A 16,154-nucleotide genomic window follows, 5' to 3' on the forward strand; every position below is an offset into this window, starting at 1 on the left:
AATACGGTAGCCCCGCTTTCGAACTGCGGCTCCTGTTCGACATAGGCCACCTTGACACCCTGCTGCATCACCAGCAGGCCGTCGTCCAGTTTCGACATGCCGGAGAGGATCTTCAGCAGCGAGGATTTACCGGTGCCATTGCGGCCGATCAGGCCGACGCGTTCACCCGCCTCCAGCGAAAACTCGGTATGGTCAAGCAATGCGACGTGCCCGAACGCAAGCTGGGCATTAGTAAGGGAGATGACAGCCATAAAACAAGGATTGACGGCTTGGACGCCGCCCGATTGGGATCAGAAGCACGCATTGTACCGATAAGCGGAACGCCGGAAGGATTTCCTGCCGTTGTCTCGGCTATAATCTCGCCTTGGCTGCAATTTCAGGCCATTGCGAGTCTCGCCGTAGTTCAATGGATAGAACGAGTGCCTCCTAAGCGCTAGATCTGGGTTCGATTCCCGGCGGCGGGACCAAGCCTGCAGTTCAATATCGTCCGAAAGCCCGCGCCACTCCCGGTGAGAACGCGGGTTTTTGTTTGTGCGGAATTGCCTTCGTCATGCAGCGGCTGGCCGGCACACTGGAACAGGCAGTGAAAAGTTCGCCCGGCGACAGCACCGTGCGATGCCCTAACCACCGGCGTTGCTGCCTCGCCGCTGCTCCCAGGGCCTACTTGTAACGACTGGTAACTTTTCTCGGGGTCGTCATAAGCATTCCTATAATCCCCGGAGGAGACTATATGCAATGAGCAAGCTTGTTACTTCATTTGCCGCGGTGATATCGCTGCTGTTGTCCGGTTGCGCGACTTACGAATCGCAACCGGCGTACCGGGAAACCGTGACCACATACGGTGCCGCGCCCATTGTGACTTACTCGACACCTCCAACGTATTACTCGACTCCTCCGGCGTACTATGTCGTCCCGGCGCCTGTGTACGACCCGGTGCCGGTCCACGTTGCGCCACCGCTGTATGCCGCGCCCTCATTCGGCATGCGCGTCGAATCGGGCCCGCGATTCCGCCGCCATTCCCCTCCCCTTCATCATCAGCGTCGGCTACGCGGCGGCAATGGCGCCGGTGCGCAGATGGGCGGCCCCGGGTGGTCGGGCAGCGTCTGGAGCCGCTGAGCGCTTCAGGGAACGGCGAATGCTTGCGGCGCCTCCGGTTGCCGAATGAGCAAGGTCAACATGCTCTCTGCCACCGGCTTTAATATGGCTGCACGCCATTCGCCCAGGGGTGCCCATGCCGAAACCAGACGAAGACCCGATTCCTCCCGCAGCACAACCTGAGGCCACCACCGTCGACGCATCCGATCAGGAAGCCCCGGAATCGCCGGTGGAAGGATTATCGGAAGTGGCGCGTCGCCTCAGCCTGCTGGGAAAACTGATCATCCCGCCCACATCACCCTGAACGGCCTTACCCCCACAAACTGTGGCCAACTTTGTGGAAAAGTATTCTCATCAGAACACAGGCCACTGATTTAAAAGCATTTTTTGACGTTGATTAAAATCAAGGCAGGTATGTCGGGGGCGCCCTTCGCACCGAAACTTTTCCTGCGTCCGATTCGCCTAAGCGATTGAAAGGGTTCATCGCACCGAGTACACGCTTTTCTCGGAAGGAGGCTGAGATGAAAATCCCGTTCGTCGTCATGCTGCTCGCAACAGCGATGCTCGCCGGATTGTCGCTGATCTTCCTGGTCATGTAGCATCGCCGCAGCAGGAACGGCCGGCCGGGTCGCCGCGCCGTTCCGGCGTGCCGCCACGGCGGCACGCGCATCATGATCCTTGCGCAGAATGCGCCTGGCAGGAGGACCTCGTGTCGCCGTTTCGGCGCCGTTTCACAACCCGGTTCACGACCTGCGGGACCGGCTGACGTAAGCAAGGAATTACGACGCCCTGCCGGCAAGGCCGGTTCGGCGTCCTTGCCGGCCTCCGGTAAGATGCGTGCCGTAGCATGGACAACAAGGCGGCGCCCGCCTATATTGCGATGTTCCGGTGCCAAGAAGAAACGAGGCATCACGCCCTACAAGGAGATCGCATGAAACTGGCGCGCTACGGCCGCATCGGCAAGGAAAAACCCGGACTCATCGATGAACAGGGCAGGCTGCGCGACCTGTCGGGGATCATTGATGACATCGGCCCCGGGCAGTTGTCGGACAAGGCGCTCGCGAGGCTCGCGAAGATCAATCCGCAAGCGCTGCCCGCCGTACGCGGCAAGCCACGCTTCGCCGTTCCGCTCACGGGGACAGGCAAGTTCATCGGCATCGGCCTGAACTATTCGGACCACGCGGCCGAAGCCGGCATGCCGATACCGAAGGAGCCGATCGTCTTCATGAAGGCCACCTCCTGTCTGTCCGGCCCGAGCGATCCGGTGATGCTGCCGAACGGGTCGAAAAAATCCGACTGGGAGGTGGAACTCGGCGTGGTCATCGGCACCGCCGCGCGTTATGTCAGCGAGAAGGATGCACTGCGTCACGTCGCGGGTTATTGTGTCGTCAACGACGTGTCCGAGCGTGAATACCAGCTCGAGCGCGGGTCGCAGTGGGACAAGGGAAAGGGCTGCGACACCTTCGGGCCGGTCGGCCCCTGGCTGGTGACGCGCGACGAAATACCCGACCCGCAGCGTCTCGATCTCTGGCTGGACCTGAACGGCAAGCGCGTCCAGTCGGGCAACACCCGCACGATGATCTTTTCAGTGGCCGAGATCGTAAGTTACGTCAGCCGGTTCATGACGCTGCTGCCCGGTGACATCATCACCACCGGCACGCCGCCCGGGGTCGGAATGGGCATGAAGCCGCCGCGCTTCCTCAAGCGCGGTGACGAAATGGTGCTTGGCATCGACGGGCTGGGCGAGCAGCGCCAGCAAGTGATTGCCTACCAGGCCTAGGATGTCTCGGCATCCGGCTGCACGGCCGGCGCGGCATTGGCAAAGGCGTCAAGCGCCAGGCAGGCGTCATTGATGCGCATGATGGTCGGCAGGCGCGACAAGTCGCAATTCAGCCGCTGCGCGTTGAAGACCTGCGGAACCAGGCAGCAGTCGGCAAGCGTAGGCGTGTCGCCGTAGCAGAACCGGCCGCTGCGCTTGTCCCTGGCCAGCGTCGTTTCCAGCGCCGCCAGTCCCTGTTCGCACCAGTGCCGGTACCATGCGTTCTTGTCGTCTTCGCTGACATTCAGGTTGCGTACCAGGTAGCGCAGCACGCGCAGATTGTTCAGCGGATGGATGTCGCAGGCGATCGAGAGTGCGATGCCGCGCACCCAGGCACGGTCGCACGGCTCTGCCGGCAGCAGCGCCGGCTGCGGATGCGTCTCTTCGAGGTATTCGATAATCGCGAGCGACTGCGTCAATGCCGCAGCCTCGCCCTGCGTATCGTCAGTCAGTACCGGCACAAGTCCATCGGCATTGAGCTGCCGGTATTCAGGCGAGAGCTGTTCGCCGCCGTTCTTCAGGAGATGGACCGGGACAATGTCGTACGCCAGTCCCTTGAGGTTCAACGCAATGCGAACGCGATACGAGGCGGAGCTGCGAAAATAGCTGTAGAGCTTCACGATGCCCTCCATGCGGCGAGCGCCACTATCAAATGATCTTCACGCGCAATTCACCCAGGCCTTCAATTGCGCCTTCCAGCAGGTCACCCGGTGCAACAGCGGCAACGCCGGCCGGGGTGCCAGTGAAAATCAGGTCGCCGGCACGCAACTCGTAGTATTTCGACAGATGCTCGATCGTCTCGGCGATATTCCAGATCAGCTTTTCGACGTCGCTGCTCTGGCGCGTCGCGCCGTTGACGTCGAGCCGGATCGTGCCCTTGCTGAAATGCCCGGTTTCGGCCACCGGATGGATGGGCGCGATCGGTGCCGAATAATCGAATCCCTTGCCTGTGCACCACGGACGGCCAAGCTTCTTCGCTTCGCCTTGCAGGTCGCGGCGCGTCATGTCGAGGCCGACAGCATAGCCCCAGACATGCTCCAGCGCGGCCGACGCGGGGATGTTTTTCCCGCCCTTGCCGAGCGCCGCCACCAGCTCAATCTCGTGATGCAGGTCATTGGTCATGCCCGGGAAAGGCATTTCACCGGTAGTACCGTGCGGCACGGGAAGAACCGCATCGGCGGGCTTCATGAAAAAGAACGGCGCTTCGCGGCCGGTGCCGCCCATTTCCTTGGCGTGCTCGACATAATTGCGGCCGACGCAATAAATGCGATGGACCGGAAATACCTTGTCGCTGCCGGCGACGGGAACAGCGGCCTGGGGTTGCGGCGGAATGGCAAATTGCATGGCGTATCTCCTTGGTTTTTTCGATTATGCCATCGCATCGCGCTGTCTGCCGTTCGGCACGGGCACAAAGCAAAACCGCCTTGTCGCGGAGGCGAACAAGGCGGCTTGCAGGATATGCGGACCCAGGGTCAGGCTTCGCCGAGATAGGCTTCGCGCACCTTCGGATCGTCGAGCATGTCGCTGGCGTTGCCGGTCATCGTGATCAGGCCGGAGTCCATCACGTAGCCGCGATGCGCTGCCTGCAGCGCGAGCTTCGCGTTCTGTTCCACCAGCAGGATGGTCACGCCTTGCGCGGACACGTTGCGCACCACTTCGAAAATCTTTTCCACCATGATCGGCGACAGGCCCATCGACGGCTCGTCCAGCAGCAGCAGCTTCGGATGGCTCATCAGCGCGCGGGCCATCGCCAGCATCTGCTGCTCGCCGCCGGACAGCGTGCCGGCCAGCTGGGAGGAGCGCTCCTTCAGGCGCGGGAACACGCCAAACCACTTGTCGACATCGGCCTGGATGCCATCCTTGTCGTCGCGGATATACGCGCCCATCAGCAGGTTTTCCAGAATGGTCATGCGGGTGAATACGCCGCGTCCTTCCGGCACCATCGCCAGCTTGTTCTTCACCAGCGCGAAGGACTTCGCGCCCTGGATCTGCTGGCCGGTGTAGTAGATCTGGCCTTCCACCTTGCAGCCCGGGAGGGTGCCGGTGATCGCCTTCAGCGTCGTGGTCTTGCCTGCACCGTTGGCACCGATCAGCGTGACGAGCTCGCCCTTGTTCACTTCGAGGTCGATGCCCTTGACCGCCTGGATGCCACCGTAAGCGATTTTCAGGCCGCTGATCTTCAGAATGTTTTCGCTCATTAGTGAGATCCTCCCAAATATGCCTCGATCACAGCCGGGTTCTTTTGCACCTCGGCCGGCACGCCTTCCGCAATCGGTTTACCGTAGTCCAGAACCGTCAAGCGGTCGCAGAGTCCCATCACCAGTTTCACGTCGTGTTCGATCAGCAGGATCGTCTTACCCTCGGCCTTGATTTTCACCAGCAGCTCGCGCAGCGCGAGTTTTTCGGTGGCATTCATGCCTGCAGCCGGTTCGTCCAGCGCCAGCAGTTGCGGTTCGGTCGCCAGTGCACGTGCGATTTCCAGGCGGCGCTGGTCGCCGTAGGACAGGTGCCGGGAAGTGCGGTGCGCGAATTGCGCGATGCCCACGAAGTCCAGCAGTTCCATTGCGCGGCGGCGGATCGAAGCCTCTTCCTCGCGCGCTGCCTTGTGGTGCAGCACTGCGCCCAGCACGCCCTGCTTGGTGCGCACATGGCGGCCCACCATCACGTTTTCCACCGCCGACATTTCACCGAACAGGCGGATGTTCTGGAAGGTACGCGCAATGCCGGCCTTTGCGACCTCATGCGGCGCGGACGGCGAGTACGGTTTGCCGGCCAGCTCGAAAGACCCGGTGTCGGCCTGGTACAGGCCGGTGATCACGTTGAAGAACGTGGTCTTGCCCGCACCGTTCGGGCCGATCAGGCCATAAATCTGGCCGCGCATGATCTTGACGTTGACGTCCGACAGCGCCTGCAGGCCGCCGAAACGCTTGTTCACGCCTGCGATATTCAGAATGATTTGTTCGCTCATGGAATTTCCTTATGCAGCCAGCGCAGCAGGTTCTTTTTCGTCGAGGCGTTTCTTCGCGTTCGCATCCATGCGGTCTTCATGCTTGGGTGACGGCCACAAGCCTTCCGGACGGTACAGCATGATGACGACCATCGCCAGGCCGTACAGCAGCTGGCGCAGCACTTCCGCTTCGATCAGCACGGTGCCGAACAGCTGGCGCTGCATCGGTTCGACCACGTGGCGCAACACTTCAGGCAGCGCGGCGAGAATCACACCGCCGAGCACGACGCCCGGAATATGGCCGATACCGCCAAGCACCACCATCGCCAGTACCGCGATCGATTCCATCAGTGAGAACGATTCCGGCGACACGAAGCCCTGAAAAGACGCGAACATGGCGCCGGCGACGCCGCCGAAGGAGGCGCCCATCGCGAATGCCAGCAGCTTGACGTTGCGGGTATTGATGCCCATCGCCTTGGCGGCGATTTCATCTTCACGGATCGCAACGAAGGCACGGCCGAGACGGGAATGCTGCAGGCGTACGGATACGAAGATGATCAGGCCGCACAGCAGCAGGAACAGGAAGTAATACGCGTTGACCGACGGCATCGAGAAACCGAGGAACTTCACGGTGGCATTGGAACCGGGTTCGCCGGCCAGCGACACGCCGAAGATACGGATCGGGTCGATCAGGTTGATGCCTTGCGGGCCGTTGGTGATGTTGACCGGCGCATTCAGGTTGTTCATGAAGATACGGATGATTTCACCGAAGCCCAGGGTCACGATCGCCAGGTAGTCGCCGCGCAGCTTGAGCGTCGGTGCACCGAGCAGCGCGCCGAACACCGCCGCCAGCGCCGCGCCGAACGGCACGATCAGCCACACCGACAGGTGGATGCCGTTCTTGGCAGCCTCTTCGCCCACGATCCAGATCAGCGCATCGCCGACCATCGGATAGGTGTTGACGAAGGATTCGAGCACCGTCGCGAACTGCGGCGACGCCAGCAGGCCGGTCATGTAGGCGCCCAGCGCGTAGAACGCGATGTAGCCAAGGTCGAGCAGGCCGGCCATGCCGACCACGATGTTCAGGCCGAGCGCCAGCATGATGTAGAGCAGCGCCAGGTCCATGATGCGGACCCAGGAGTTGCCGAAGTTCGATGCGATGAACGGGAAGGCGAGCAACACTGCCCCGAGAATCGCAAAGCTGATGAACGCCTTGCGCGGATTCTGTTTAACGTCGAATAGTGTAGACATGAAGCTCTCCTTTACGCACGGTCCGCAACACGTTCACCCATGATGCCGGACGGACGCAGTGTGAGTACGATAATAAGCACGATGAATGCGAAGATGTCCTGATAGTGGCTGCCGAGGAAGCCTCCGGTCAGATCGCCGATGTAGCCGGCACCCAGGCTTTCGATCAGGCCGAGCAGGATGCCGCCGACCATCGCGCCGTAGATATTGCCGATGCCGCCAAGCACAGCCGCGGAGAACGCCTTCAGGCCGGGCACGAAGCCCATCGCGAACTGCGCCGACGAGTAGTTGGCGCCCCACATCACCCCGGCGACCGCGGCGAGTGCCGCGCCGATCGCGAAGGTCATCACGATCACCTTGTTGGCGTCCACGCCCATCAGGCCGGCCACGCGCGGGTTTTCCGCCGTGGCGCGCATTGCGCGGCCCATGCGGGTGCGCTCCACCAGCAGGACAAGGCCCAGCATCGCGACGGCGGCGAGGACCAGCAACATCACCTGGGTCGGGGAAATCAGCGCGCCGGCGATCTCGAACGGTTCGGCCGGCATCACTTGCGGGAAGGGAATCGGGCTGCGGCCCCAGATCATCATCGCGAAGGTCTGCAGCAGGATGGACACGCCGATCGCGGTGATCAGCGGCGCCAGACGCGGCGCATTGCGCAGCCGTCGGTAGGCGACACGTTCGATGACCACGTTGACGATCACGCAGACCGGGATCGCGCCGAGGATCGCGATGCATAGCTTGACGATGCCGGGCAGGTCGGGCGCCGCGGTCTCCAGGATCTTGAGGATGGTCACCCCGACCATTGCGCCCACCATCAACACGTCGCCATGCGCGAAGTTGATCAGATTCAGAACGCCGTACACCATGGTGTACCCGAGCGCGACCAGCGCATACATGCTACCTAGCACCAGTCCATTGATGATTTGTTGGATAAATGTATCCATGTTTGCCTACTCTCTTTAAAGATCGTTCAAATCGGTTACAACGTCGCGACGCAATGTGCGGATGCAGCAAATCGATTCAGATAACAAAAACGGCACCCGGGAAAAATCTCGGGGTGCCGCTCGGTGAATTCGTTATTTATCTGAACAGACCTGCCACGGCAATGCGAATGACTGGGGTGGGTTGAATGCGCATGATCGTGTCTCCTTCGCCGTCTTCGGTAAAAACTTTTTATAGTAAGGTGGTGCCTTATGAGCGCACAGAACCGGGCGGCATTATACCGAACCTGTTCCGTTATGAAACATTATTGCGGAATGTTTATTCATACCGTGCCGAAGCAACAACGGTGCCGGTGCCGATGTTAGAACCATGACAACCAGATTCAGGCTCTCGTGAAAGCAGGCTCCCTCCGCGGCGTGCCCTGCATTCCGGGACGGATATCTTCTTTATATTCAAAAAAGCAAAAAACTTCCTGAATATTTGCCGCGTCCGCCCGCCGCCCGCACTGATTCGATCGGCACTCCGCCGTCACCGAAGCATTCCAAGCTATGACGACGGCGGAAAGTCGGCGACTAGGCAGTTTGTAACACCTAGTGTCATTGCAGGCTGCATCATAACGACAGTCGCAAAAAACAATTGATGGAATTTACAGCGCCACCCTGAATTTAATTCCGGACTGACCAAAAGCCGTGGCATTTCCTGAAATCACTCCATATGTGAAACCGACAAACCTTTTGGCAAGGGGAAAGTAACGTTCTCCTCGACGCCCGACAGCGAGCGGACGCTTTGCGCACCCAGCGATTTCAAGCGGTCGATGACGGCCTGCACCAGCACCTCGGGAGCGGACGCTCCGGCAGTGACGCCGATCCTGCTGCGGCCGGCGATCCAGGCCGGATCGATCTGGGAGGCATTGTCCACCATGTAGGCCGCCGTGCCCTTCTTTTCAGCGACTTCCCTGAGGCGATTCGAATTGGAGCTGTTCGGGCTGCCGACGACGATCACGAGATCCACCTGCGGCGCCATGAACTTGACCGCTTCCTGCCGGTTCGTGGTGGCATAGCAGATATCCCCCTTCTTCGGCTCCGAGATGTTCGGAAAGCGGCGCTTGAGCGCGGCGATGATGTCGGAGGTATCGTCCACCGACAGGGTCGTCTGCGACACATAGGCGAGCATGTCGGGATTGGCGACCTGCAGACGGTCCACGTCCGCCACGTTCTCCACCAGGTGCATGCCTTCATCAGCCTGCCCCATCGTGCCCTCGACCTCCGGATGTCCGTCATGCCCGATCATGATGATCTCGCGGCCTTCCCGGCGCATCTTCGCGACTTCGACGTGCACCTTGGTCACCAGCGGGCAGGTCGCATCGAACACCCGCAAGCCGCGCGCCCGCGCCTCTTCCTGCACCGCCTTGGATACCCCGTGCGCAGAGAAGATCACGGTATTCCCGGCCGGAACCTCGTCCAGCTCCTCGATGAAGATCGCGCCCTTGCGGCGCAGGTCCTCGACCACGTAGGCGTTATGCACGATCTCGTGGCGCACGTAAATGGGTGCGCCAAACTCCGCCAGCGCGCGTTCGACGATCTCGATTGCGCGGTCTACGCCGGCACAGAATCCGCGCGGCTGTGCGAGCAGGACTTCCTTATCCATTCCCTGTCATCCTTGTTGGGCCGATTCAAATTTACAGTATGCCGATGATCCGGACTTCGAACCGGATGGCCTGCCCTGCGAGCGGGTGGTTGAAGTCGAACAGTGCGCTTTCGGCGTCGATCGCGCGCAGCACGCCCGAGAAGCGACCGCCGCTCGGCGCATTGAACTCGATCAGGTCGCCGATCGCATATTCGTCGTCTCCCGCGGAATTCTGGTCAAGAGCGGCGCGCGATACGCGCTGGATCAGGTCCGGATTGCGCGGGCCGAAGGCCTTTTCCGGCGGCAGTTCGAATATCTGGTGCGCTCCTTCGGACAAGCCCATCAGGCACTCCTCGAGGAAGGGTGCGAGCTGCCCGGTGCCAAGATGCAGGGTCGCGGGCTTTTCCTCGAATGTACTAACAATGTTATTACCATCGGCGACGGCGAGCCGGTAGTGCAGGGTCAGGTAGGCGTTTTCCGTCACGACGGGCAGGGCTTGATTCGACATGGGATCTCTTGGTGAGGTGGTAACCCGCTATTGTATGCCAGCTGGCTGTCATGCAGGTTGCCCCTTCGCGGCGATGCCCATGCCTTAAAGGCTCCCCGAAGTCAGTTGCATATTTTGCAATTCTTTTATACGCTTGCACTACCCGCAACCACCAGACTCTCTCATGGCGATTTCCGACTGGCCCACCGATCAGCGCCCGCGCGAGCGCCTGATCAAGCATGGTCCCCAGACCTTGTCCGATGCCGAGCTGCTGGCGGTTTTCCTGCGCGTCGGGGTCAGCGGCAAGAGCGCAGTCGACCTCGGGCGCGAGATGATCGGGCACTTTGGCTCGCTGCACGGCCTTTTTTCCGCCAGCCTGGACGAGTTTTCGGAACTGATAGGGCTGGGACCAGCAAAGTTCGCGCAGCTGCAGGCGGTAATGGAACTCGCGCGGCGCTCCCTCATCGAGGAGTTGCGCGCGGGCGAAACGCTCAACTCGCCACAGGTGGTCAAGCAATACCTGCAGCTGCTGCTGGCGAAAAAGCCCTACGAGTCCTTCGCCGTGCTGTTCCTCGATGTGAAGAACCGGCTGATCGCGGCCGAGGAGCTGTTCCGCGGGACGCTGATGCATGCCAGCGTCTACCCGCGCGAAGTCGTTAAAGCGGCTCTCGCGCACAATGCGGCGGGCATCATCCTCGCGCACAACCATCCTTCCGGGACGCCGGAGCCGAGTGCCGCGGACCGCGCGCTGACAACCGCACTCAAGCAGGCCTTGGCCCTGGTCGATGTGCGCGTGCTCGATCACCTGGTCGTCGCGGGGCGGCATGTGTATTCATTCGCGGAGCACGGTGACATGTAATCCCATGCCCCAGACAATTGTTAAATTCGACGAGTATTTCAAGACACACTTAATTTTCGCAAGTCGTTGAAAATGCAGATTTTTTTCGCTATACTCTCGGTTTTTCCGAATTCCGGATCTTTTTAAGGAGTTAACCATGGCACGTGTTTGCCAAGTCACCGGGAAGGGGCCGATGGTCGGCAACAACGTTTCCCATGCAAACAACAAGACCAAGCGTCGCTTTTTGCCGAACCTGCAGAATCGCCGCATCTTCGTTGAATCCGAAAACCGCTGGGTTTCCCTGCGCATCTCCAACGCCGGCCTGCGCGTGATCGACAAGATCGGCATCGACGCCGTGCTTGCTGACATGCGCGCACGTGGCGAGAAAATCTAAGCGGAACTCATCAGGAAATCATCATGGCAAAATCTAACCGCGACAAAATCAAGCTGGAATCGACCGCCGGTACCGGTCATTTCTACACCACCACGAAGAACAAGCGCACCATGCCTGAAAAAATGACGATCATGAAGTTTGATCCGAAGGCACGCAAGCACGTGGAATACAAGGAAACCAAGATCAAGTAATTGATCCGGCTTCCGTTATAAAAAGCCCCGCCCTGCGGGGCTTTTTGTTTGGGTGGGCGAATAGAGGCGCGCAAAAAAACGCGGCCCGGATATTTCCGGGCCGCGTTTTTCCTTCGTCAGCGAATCACGCGTAACTGCGCAGGCGCAGCGAAAATTCCTGCAGAGCCTTGATGCCGGACGCCTCCGCCCGCGCGCACCAGTCCTGCAACTGCAGCAGCAGCTGTTCCCGGCTGGAGTTGGACCGTTCCCAGATCGCGCCGAGTTCGACGCGCATCTCATGCATGGTCTTGAGAGCATTGCTATGCGCAAACAGCTCGACCAGCTGCTGTTTCTGCGGCGCCTCCAGCTTGCCCGGCTCACGTTGCAGCAGCTTGCGGGCGTTTTTCAGAAACCTGACTTCGAGCTTCGCCTTCCCGGCCAGGTGATCGAACTCATCGCGCCACGCACGCCGGACCGATTTCGCATATTTCGCCATCACGTCGTAACGGTTGGCGATCACCGATTGCAGCGTATCGAAATCGGCGACGGCTTTCTGACGGTCGAACTTTGGCGCCGGCGCTACCTTCTTCACCTTTGCCAGCCCAAGCGTCTCCAGAATGCGGATATACAGCCAGCCGATATCGAATTCATACCATTTGGACGACAGCTTCGCAGAGGTGCCGAAGGTGTGGTGATTGTTGTGCAGTTCCTCGCCGCCGATGATGATGCCGAGCGGAAAAATATTCGTCGATGCGTCTGTGCAGTCGTAGTTGCGATAGCCCCAGTAGTGACCGATGCCGTTGATGATGCCGGCTGCCGTTACCGGAATCCACAGCATCTGCACTGCCCAGATGCTCAGGCCGATGACACCGAACAGCATCACGTTGATGATCAGCATCAGGCCCACGCCCTGCCAGCTGTACTTGCTGTAGAGGTTGCGCTCGATCCAGTCGTCCGGCGTGCCATGGCCGTACTTTTCGATGGTTTCGCGGTTCTTCGACTCGCTCCGATACAGCTCGGCCCCCTCCAGCAGTACCTTCTTGATGCCGCGCGTCACCGGGCTGTGCGGGTCATCAGGGGTTTCGCACTTTGCATGGTGCTTGCGATGGATGGCCGCCCATTCCTTCGTCACCATGCCGGTCGTCAGCCACAGCCAGAAACGGAAGAAATGGCTCGGAATTGCATGCAGCTCGAGTGCGCGGTGCGCCTGGCAGCGGTGCAGGAAGATCGTCACGCTGGCGATTGTGATATGCGTGACAACCAGCGTGTAAATCAGTTTTTCCCAGCCGGAAGCACCGGCCAAGCCATTGGAAAGAAAATTCAGTACTGCGTCGAGCATTGTGGATCAGTCCTTGATATGTCGAGTTGGCGCATCCAGAGAGCTGCTGGAGACTGTCTGTCAGTCAAAAACCGACGGGCAGAGTGCAAATTTGCCCCGATTTTACGCTGTTATTGCGTTTCGGTGGCCCGCATAGCCCTGGATACCCGGTTTTCGACTGCCGGAGGAAGGTCAAGCAGCCGGATTTCCCGCTGCGGATACGGCACCTCGATGCGGTGCTCTTGCAAATTTTTCCATACCGCCCGGTTAACATCCGACAGCACGTTGGAGCGTCCGTTCTCGGGGTCGGCGATCCACCACCCGAGTTCCATTTCAAAGCCGTCCGCGTCGAAGCGCATCAGGAAGGCATGCGGTGCCGGATCCTTCAGTACGCGGTCCACGCTGGCGGCGGCGTCGATCAGCAACGCCAGCACCAGGTCCACATCACTCTTGTACGCCACGGTAACCCGGGTAGACAGGCGCAGTATGCGGTCGCTGAGCGAATAGTTCTGTACCGTGCCCGATAGCAACATTTCGTTCGGGATTACGGTTTCGATGCCGTCCCCTCCCCTGAGCACGGTGTAGCGGGTGTTGATCTGCGTAATCTGTCCTGAATACTTGTCCACAGTCACGACGTCGCCGATTGTCAGGCTGCGTTCGAGCAGCACGACGAAGCCGGATACGTAACTGCTGACGATTTTCTGCAAACCAAGCCCTAGGCCGACGCCGAGCGCGCCGCCGAACACGGATAGCACAGTCAGGTCGATCCCGACCAGCGACAGGCTGATCAGCACCGCCAGCAGGATCAGGATCGCGCGCCCAAGCCGCGCCGCCACGGCGCGCAGCGAGGAGTGGACGCTATCCATGCGCATGAGCCGCTCTTCGAGCACTGCGCCGCCCCATAGCGCCACGACCAGGGTGACCAGCACCGACAGCGCCGCCTGCGCGATCACCAGCAGGGACACCTTGTGCCGGCCGACCGGAAGGACGACCTGGTCGAGATACTCCAACAGATCGGTCCACATGCCGGTGATGTACAGCGCCACGCCGCACCAGACCAGAGTTGCGAACACCTTCTCGAAGGTCACCAGGAAGCTGCCGGCGTTCCCGCCGCGCGCGAAGATGCGGCGCAGCACATAGAACGCGAGCCGGATCAGCGCAAAGGAACCGACCAGCGGGATGGCGACCCGCAGCAGGTTGACGTTCTGCGATTGCTGGAGCAGCAGCTTGGCGACGGCGATCAGCGCCAGCGTCACCAGTGGCACGAGCACGCGTGAGAAGCTTTCCACGCCGAGACGCATGACCCGCATCTGCACGTCATGCGCGGTCAGGCGGCCGCGCAATATCCGGCCGAGCGCCCAGCCGAGGACCAGGCAGGCCGTCAGCGCTGATAGCTGCCACAACAGGCCGGGATCGCGCAGGTCGCTCCACAGATCGGTTATCAGGCTGGAAAGGAGAGTCTGTTTCATTTCTTGTAGGGTGTCGCGTCTTCCCGGTGCCGCTCCCAGTTGCGGGCATAACGTGTGGCCAGCGCCGGGTTGTCGCGCGCAATCAGTATGTTTTCGGCGTTCTTGTGCTGGGCAGTCCAGGTGAAATTGAAACTGCCGGTGATGACCGTCGCAGCCGGCGTCCGCGCATCGACCACGATCACCTTATTATGCGCATTCTGGTATTTCGTCTCCAGCCACACCGGGATTCCCGCGTTCGCCAGCGCCGGCGCCTGCGAGGAAGCGACCTTGTCCAGCTGCCCGGCATCGACCAGCACGCGCACATCGACGCCGCGCCGGTGTGCCGCGATCAGGGTAGTTGCGATTTTTTTACTGGTCAATAGATAAGCCTGCACCAGAACCTGCTGTCGCGCGCCGTCGATGACCCCGACGACGGCGGTCTCGATGTCATCCCACGGCGTAAAAAGCGGTTCAAGCGAGCCGCGGGCGGCAGGCACCGGTTCCAGCGCCGTGCCGTGTACCGCCGTTACCGACAGCAGCGCGATGGCAAGCAGCACCCGCCGGATCATTTGCGGCGCTCGAATACCGCTGCGAAGAATCCGTCGGTCTGGTGAATGTGCGGAAGCAGCTTCAGGTGGTCGCCCATCTCGAGCGCGATCTTTTGCTCTGCAAGCACGTCTCTCATCGGGATGAGCGCGAAATCCTCGTGGCCTGCCAGGAACTGCGCGGCGATCGCTTCGTTCTCCTCGTCCAGCAGGCTGCAGGTAGCGTAGACCAGGCGGCCGCCCGGTTTTACCAGCCGCGCGGCACTTGCGAGAATAGCCGTCTGCTTAGCGTTCAGCTCGGTTACCGACTCCGGCGACTGGCGCCATTTCATGTCGGGATTGCGGCGCAGGGTACCTAGGCCGCTGCAAGGCGCATCGACAAGCACCCGGTCGAGCTTCGCAGCCAGGCGCTTCACCTTGGCGTCGTTCTCGTGGGCGATGACTACCGGATGCACGTTGGACAAGCCGCTGCGCGCAAGCCGTGGCTTGAGCTTGGCCAGACGCTTTTCCGACACGTCGAATGCATACAGCCGGCCCGTGTTGCGCATCGCGGCGCCGAGGGCGAGCGTCTTGCCGCCCGCACCGGCGCAGAAATCGGCAACCATTTCGCCGCGCTTGGCGCCGAGGATCTGCGCCAGCAGCTGGCTGCCCTCATCCTGCACCTCGATCGCGCCGTCCTTGAACAGCGGCAGGTTCTGCAGCGCCGGTTTCTTCATGACCCGCACGCCGAGCGGCGAATAAGGTGTGGGGGCGCAGTCGAGGCCGGCCTTGACCAGTTCGGCGACGACTTCATCGCGTTTTGCCTTCAATGCGTTGACGCGCATATCAAGCGGCGCCGGCCGGTTGAGCGACTCGGCCAGCTGCATCGTGGCGGCTTCGCCATCGCGCGCAACCAGCTTGTCGAGCAACCATGGCGGCAGATTGGCGCGCAATGCGAGGGGCAGCGAATTGCGGTCGATCTGTGCGATGCGCTGCAGCCATTCACTCTCTTCGGCGACGATGCCGCCGAGCGCATCGACGCCGACCACGTCGGCCAGTCCGAGCAAGGCGAGGCGGCGCATCGCCGGGCCGCTGCCGGATTCGGCAAAACTCGCGTAGGCCAGCTTGTTGCGCAGCACTGCGTAGACGCCTTCGGCGATGGCATTGCGCTCGCGGGGGCCGAGCTTGGGATGCTCGCGGAAATAGCGTGACAGGACAACGTCGGCCGGGCCGGTAAAGCGCAGGATTTCACGCAGCGCTTCCTCGGTATGGCCGACGACGGCGGGATGCAATCTCAT

At 60.9% G+C, this 16,154-nt stretch carries 19 protein-coding genes and 1 tRNA gene; 7 read left to right on the forward strand and 13 right to left on the reverse strand.

What is annotated here, in order from left to right; genetic code table 11:
- Positions 1–251: ATP-binding cassette domain-containing protein (locus tag VEC01_RS01790; RefSeq protein ID WP_324898156.1), on the reverse strand; the 251-nt coding region annotated here is incomplete at its 3' end.
- 141 nt (positions 252–392) lie between these two features.
- Between VEC01_RS01790 and VEC01_RS01795 the strand changes: the two genes are divergently transcribed.
- The 3 genes from VEC01_RS01795 to VEC01_RS01805 all read left to right on the forward strand — a co-directional run bounded on the left by VEC01_RS01795 (position 393) and on the right by VEC01_RS01805 (position 2,875).
- Positions 393–467 (forward strand) — tRNA-Arg (locus VEC01_RS01795).
- A gap of 764 nt (positions 468–1,231) precedes the next feature.
- The gene (locus VEC01_RS01800; RefSeq protein ID WP_324898157.1) at positions 1,232–1,399 is read left to right on the forward strand and encodes a hypothetical protein; all 168 of its coding nucleotides are present in this window, start codon (positions 1,232–1,234) and stop codon (positions 1,397–1,399) included.
- 627 nt (positions 1,400–2,026) lie between these two features.
- Entirely contained in the window at positions 2,027–2,875 is an 849-nt protein-coding gene (locus VEC01_RS01805; protein WP_324898159.1) for a fumarylacetoacetate hydrolase family protein, read from the forward strand.
- On the opposite strand, the gene maiA is transcribed toward VEC01_RS01805, so the two are convergent.
- The 6 genes from maiA to VEC01_RS01835 all read right to left on the reverse strand — a co-directional run bounded on the left by maiA (position 2,872) and on the right by VEC01_RS01835 (position 8,053).
- Positions 2,872–3,534 (reverse strand): maleylacetoacetate isomerase, encoded by a 663-nt coding sequence (maiA, locus tag VEC01_RS01810; protein WP_324898161.1) that lies wholly within the window; start codon positions 3,532–3,534, stop codon positions 2,872–2,874. The two genes, VEC01_RS01805 and maiA, sit on opposite strands and share 4 nt — an antisense overlap.
- A gap of 28 nt (positions 3,535–3,562) precedes the next feature.
- Positions 3,563–4,258 (reverse strand): fumarylacetoacetate hydrolase family protein, encoded by a 696-nt coding sequence (locus VEC01_RS01815; protein ID WP_324898163.1) that lies wholly within the window; start codon positions 4,256–4,258, stop codon positions 3,563–3,565.
- A 128-nt stretch (positions 4,259–4,386) separates the two neighbouring features.
- Entirely contained in the window at positions 4,387–5,112 is a 726-nt protein-coding gene (locus tag VEC01_RS01820; RefSeq protein WP_324898165.1) for an ABC transporter ATP-binding protein, read from the reverse strand.
- Complete coding sequence (locus tag VEC01_RS01825; RefSeq protein WP_324898167.1) at positions 5,112–5,882, reverse strand: ABC transporter ATP-binding protein; 771 nt, start codon at positions 5,880–5,882, stop codon at positions 5,112–5,114. Before VEC01_RS01825 ends, VEC01_RS01820 begins: the two co-directional genes overlap by 1 nt.
- A gap of 9 nt (positions 5,883–5,891) precedes the next feature.
- Complete coding sequence (locus VEC01_RS01830; RefSeq protein ID WP_324898169.1) at positions 5,892–7,112, reverse strand: ABC transporter permease subunit; 1,221 nt, start codon at positions 7,110–7,112, stop codon at positions 5,892–5,894.
- 11 nt (positions 7,113–7,123) lie between these two features.
- Positions 7,124–8,053 (reverse strand): branched-chain amino acid ABC transporter permease, encoded by a 930-nt coding sequence (locus VEC01_RS01835; RefSeq protein ID WP_324898171.1) that lies wholly within the window; start codon positions 8,051–8,053, stop codon positions 7,124–7,126.
- Between the two features lie 185 nt (positions 8,054–8,238).
- Here VEC01_RS01835 and VEC01_RS01840 point away from each other — a divergent pair, with 185 nt between their 5' ends.
- The gene (locus tag VEC01_RS01840; RefSeq protein ID WP_324898173.1) at positions 8,239–8,424 is read left to right on the forward strand and encodes a hypothetical protein; all 186 of its coding nucleotides are present in this window, start codon (positions 8,239–8,241) and stop codon (positions 8,422–8,424) included.
- Between the two features lie 332 nt (positions 8,425–8,756).
- Here the strand turns inward: VEC01_RS01840 and ispH are convergent, their stop codons facing one another.
- Positions 8,757–9,698 (reverse strand): 4-hydroxy-3-methylbut-2-enyl diphosphate reductase, encoded by a 942-nt coding sequence (ispH, locus tag VEC01_RS01845; RefSeq protein WP_324898175.1) that lies wholly within the window; start codon positions 9,696–9,698, stop codon positions 8,757–8,759.
- Between the two features lie 31 nt (positions 9,699–9,729).
- A complete protein-coding gene (locus tag VEC01_RS01850) occupies positions 9,730–10,185 on the reverse strand; it encodes a peptidylprolyl isomerase (protein ID WP_324898177.1) in 456 nt (151 codons plus the stop codon).
- Between the two features lie 163 nt (positions 10,186–10,348).
- Between VEC01_RS01850 and radC the strand changes: the two genes are divergently transcribed.
- The 3 genes from radC (at position 10,349) to rpmG (ending at position 11,587) form a co-directional block, all read left to right on the forward strand.
- Entirely contained in the window at positions 10,349–11,023 is a 675-nt protein-coding gene (gene radC / locus VEC01_RS01855; RefSeq protein ID WP_324898179.1) for a RadC family protein, read from the forward strand.
- A gap of 136 nt (positions 11,024–11,159) precedes the next feature.
- Positions 11,160–11,396: a 50S ribosomal protein L28 gene (rpmB, locus tag VEC01_RS01860; protein WP_324898181.1), complete on the forward strand. Its 237-nt coding sequence runs from the start codon at positions 11,160–11,162 to the stop codon at positions 11,394–11,396.
- Between the two features lie 23 nt (positions 11,397–11,419).
- Entirely contained in the window at positions 11,420–11,587 is a 168-nt protein-coding gene (gene rpmG, locus VEC01_RS01865) for a 50S ribosomal protein L33 (RefSeq protein ID WP_220810504.1), read from the forward strand.
- Between the two features lie 124 nt (positions 11,588–11,711).
- Here rpmG and VEC01_RS01870 read toward each other — a convergent pair whose 3' ends face one another.
- The 4 genes from VEC01_RS01870 to VEC01_RS01885 all read right to left on the reverse strand — a co-directional run bounded on the left by VEC01_RS01870 (position 11,712) and on the right by VEC01_RS01885 (position 16,154).
- A complete protein-coding gene (locus VEC01_RS01870) occupies positions 11,712–12,905 on the reverse strand; it encodes a DesA family fatty acid desaturase (protein WP_324898185.1) in 1,194 nt (397 codons plus the stop codon).
- A gap of 110 nt (positions 12,906–13,015) precedes the next feature.
- Positions 13,016–14,353, reverse strand: a complete 1,338-nt coding sequence (locus VEC01_RS01875; RefSeq protein WP_324898187.1) for a mechanosensitive ion channel family protein — start codon at positions 14,351–14,353, stop codon at positions 13,016–13,018.
- Positions 14,350–14,901, reverse strand: coding sequence for a phospholipase D family protein (locus tag VEC01_RS01880; protein ID WP_324898189.1), 552 nt, complete (start codon positions 14,899–14,901; stop codon positions 14,350–14,352). Before VEC01_RS01880 ends, VEC01_RS01875 begins: the two co-directional genes overlap by 4 nt.
- The gene (locus tag VEC01_RS01885) at positions 14,898–16,154 is read right to left on the reverse strand and encodes an RsmB/NOP family class I SAM-dependent RNA methyltransferase (RefSeq protein ID WP_324898191.1); all 1,257 of its coding nucleotides are present in this window, start codon (positions 16,152–16,154) and stop codon (positions 14,898–14,900) included. The genes VEC01_RS01880 and VEC01_RS01885 overlap by 4 nt, the downstream gene beginning before the upstream one ends.

This window comes from Noviherbaspirillum sp. (assembly GCF_035627455.1).
Classification (GTDB): domain Bacteria; phylum Pseudomonadota; class Gammaproteobacteria; order Burkholderiales; family Burkholderiaceae_D; genus Noviherbaspirillum.

What these genes read in the sequence shown, in the direction of transcription:
- VEC01_RS01800 (WP_324898157.1), top strand. Translation starts at nt 1,232, where the DNA reads ATGCCGAAACCAGACGAAGACCCGATTCCTCCCGCAGCACAACCTGAG.
- VEC01_RS01805 (WP_324898159.1), top strand. Translation starts at nt 2,027, where the DNA reads ATGAAACTGGCGCGCTACGGCCGCATCGGCAAGGAAAAACCCGGACTC.
- VEC01_RS01815 (WP_324898163.1), bottom strand. Translation starts at nt 4,258, where the DNA reads ATGCAATTTGCCATTCCGCCGCAACCCCAGGCCGCTGTTCCCGTCGCC.
- VEC01_RS01820 (WP_324898165.1), bottom strand. Translation starts at nt 5,112, where the DNA reads ATGAGCGAAAACATTCTGAAGATCAGCGGCCTGAAAATCGCTTACGGT.
- VEC01_RS01825 (WP_324898167.1), bottom strand. Translation starts at nt 5,882, where the DNA reads ATGAGCGAACAAATCATTCTGAATATCGCAGGCGTGAACAAGCGTTTC.
- VEC01_RS01830 (WP_324898169.1), bottom strand. Translation starts at nt 7,112, where the DNA reads ATGTCTACACTATTCGACGTTAAACAGAATCCGCGCAAGGCGTTCATC.
- VEC01_RS01835 (WP_324898171.1), bottom strand. Translation starts at nt 8,053, where the DNA reads ATGGATACATTTATCCAACAAATCATCAATGGACTGGTGCTAGGTAGC.
- VEC01_RS01840 (WP_324898173.1), top strand. Translation starts at nt 8,239, where the DNA reads ATGCGCATGATCGTGTCTCCTTCGCCGTCTTCGGTAAAAACTTTTTAT.
- ispH (WP_324898175.1), bottom strand. Translation starts at nt 9,698, where the DNA reads ATGGATAAGGAAGTCCTGCTCGCACAGCCGCGCGGATTCTGTGCCGGC.
- VEC01_RS01850 (WP_324898177.1), bottom strand. Translation starts at nt 10,185, where the DNA reads ATGTCGAATCAAGCCCTGCCCGTCGTGACGGAAAACGCCTACCTGACC.
- radC (WP_324898179.1), top strand. Translation starts at nt 10,349, where the DNA reads ATGGCGATTTCCGACTGGCCCACCGATCAGCGCCCGCGCGAGCGCCTG.
- rpmB (WP_324898181.1), top strand. Translation starts at nt 11,160, where the DNA reads ATGGCACGTGTTTGCCAAGTCACCGGGAAGGGGCCGATGGTCGGCAAC.
- rpmG (WP_220810504.1), top strand. Translation starts at nt 11,420, where the DNA reads ATGGCAAAATCTAACCGCGACAAAATCAAGCTGGAATCGACCGCCGGT.
- VEC01_RS01870 (WP_324898185.1), bottom strand. Translation starts at nt 12,905, where the DNA reads ATGCTCGACGCAGTACTGAATTTTCTTTCCAATGGCTTGGCCGGTGCT.
- VEC01_RS01875 (WP_324898187.1), bottom strand. Translation starts at nt 14,353, where the DNA reads ATGAAACAGACTCTCCTTTCCAGCCTGATAACCGATCTGTGGAGCGAC.
- VEC01_RS01880 (WP_324898189.1), bottom strand. Translation starts at nt 14,901, where the DNA reads ATGATCCGGCGGGTGCTGCTTGCCATCGCGCTGCTGTCGGTAACGGCG.
- VEC01_RS01885 (WP_324898191.1), bottom strand. Translation starts at nt 16,154, where the DNA reads ATGAGATTGCATCCCGCCGTCGTCGGCCATACCGAGGAAGCGCTGCGT.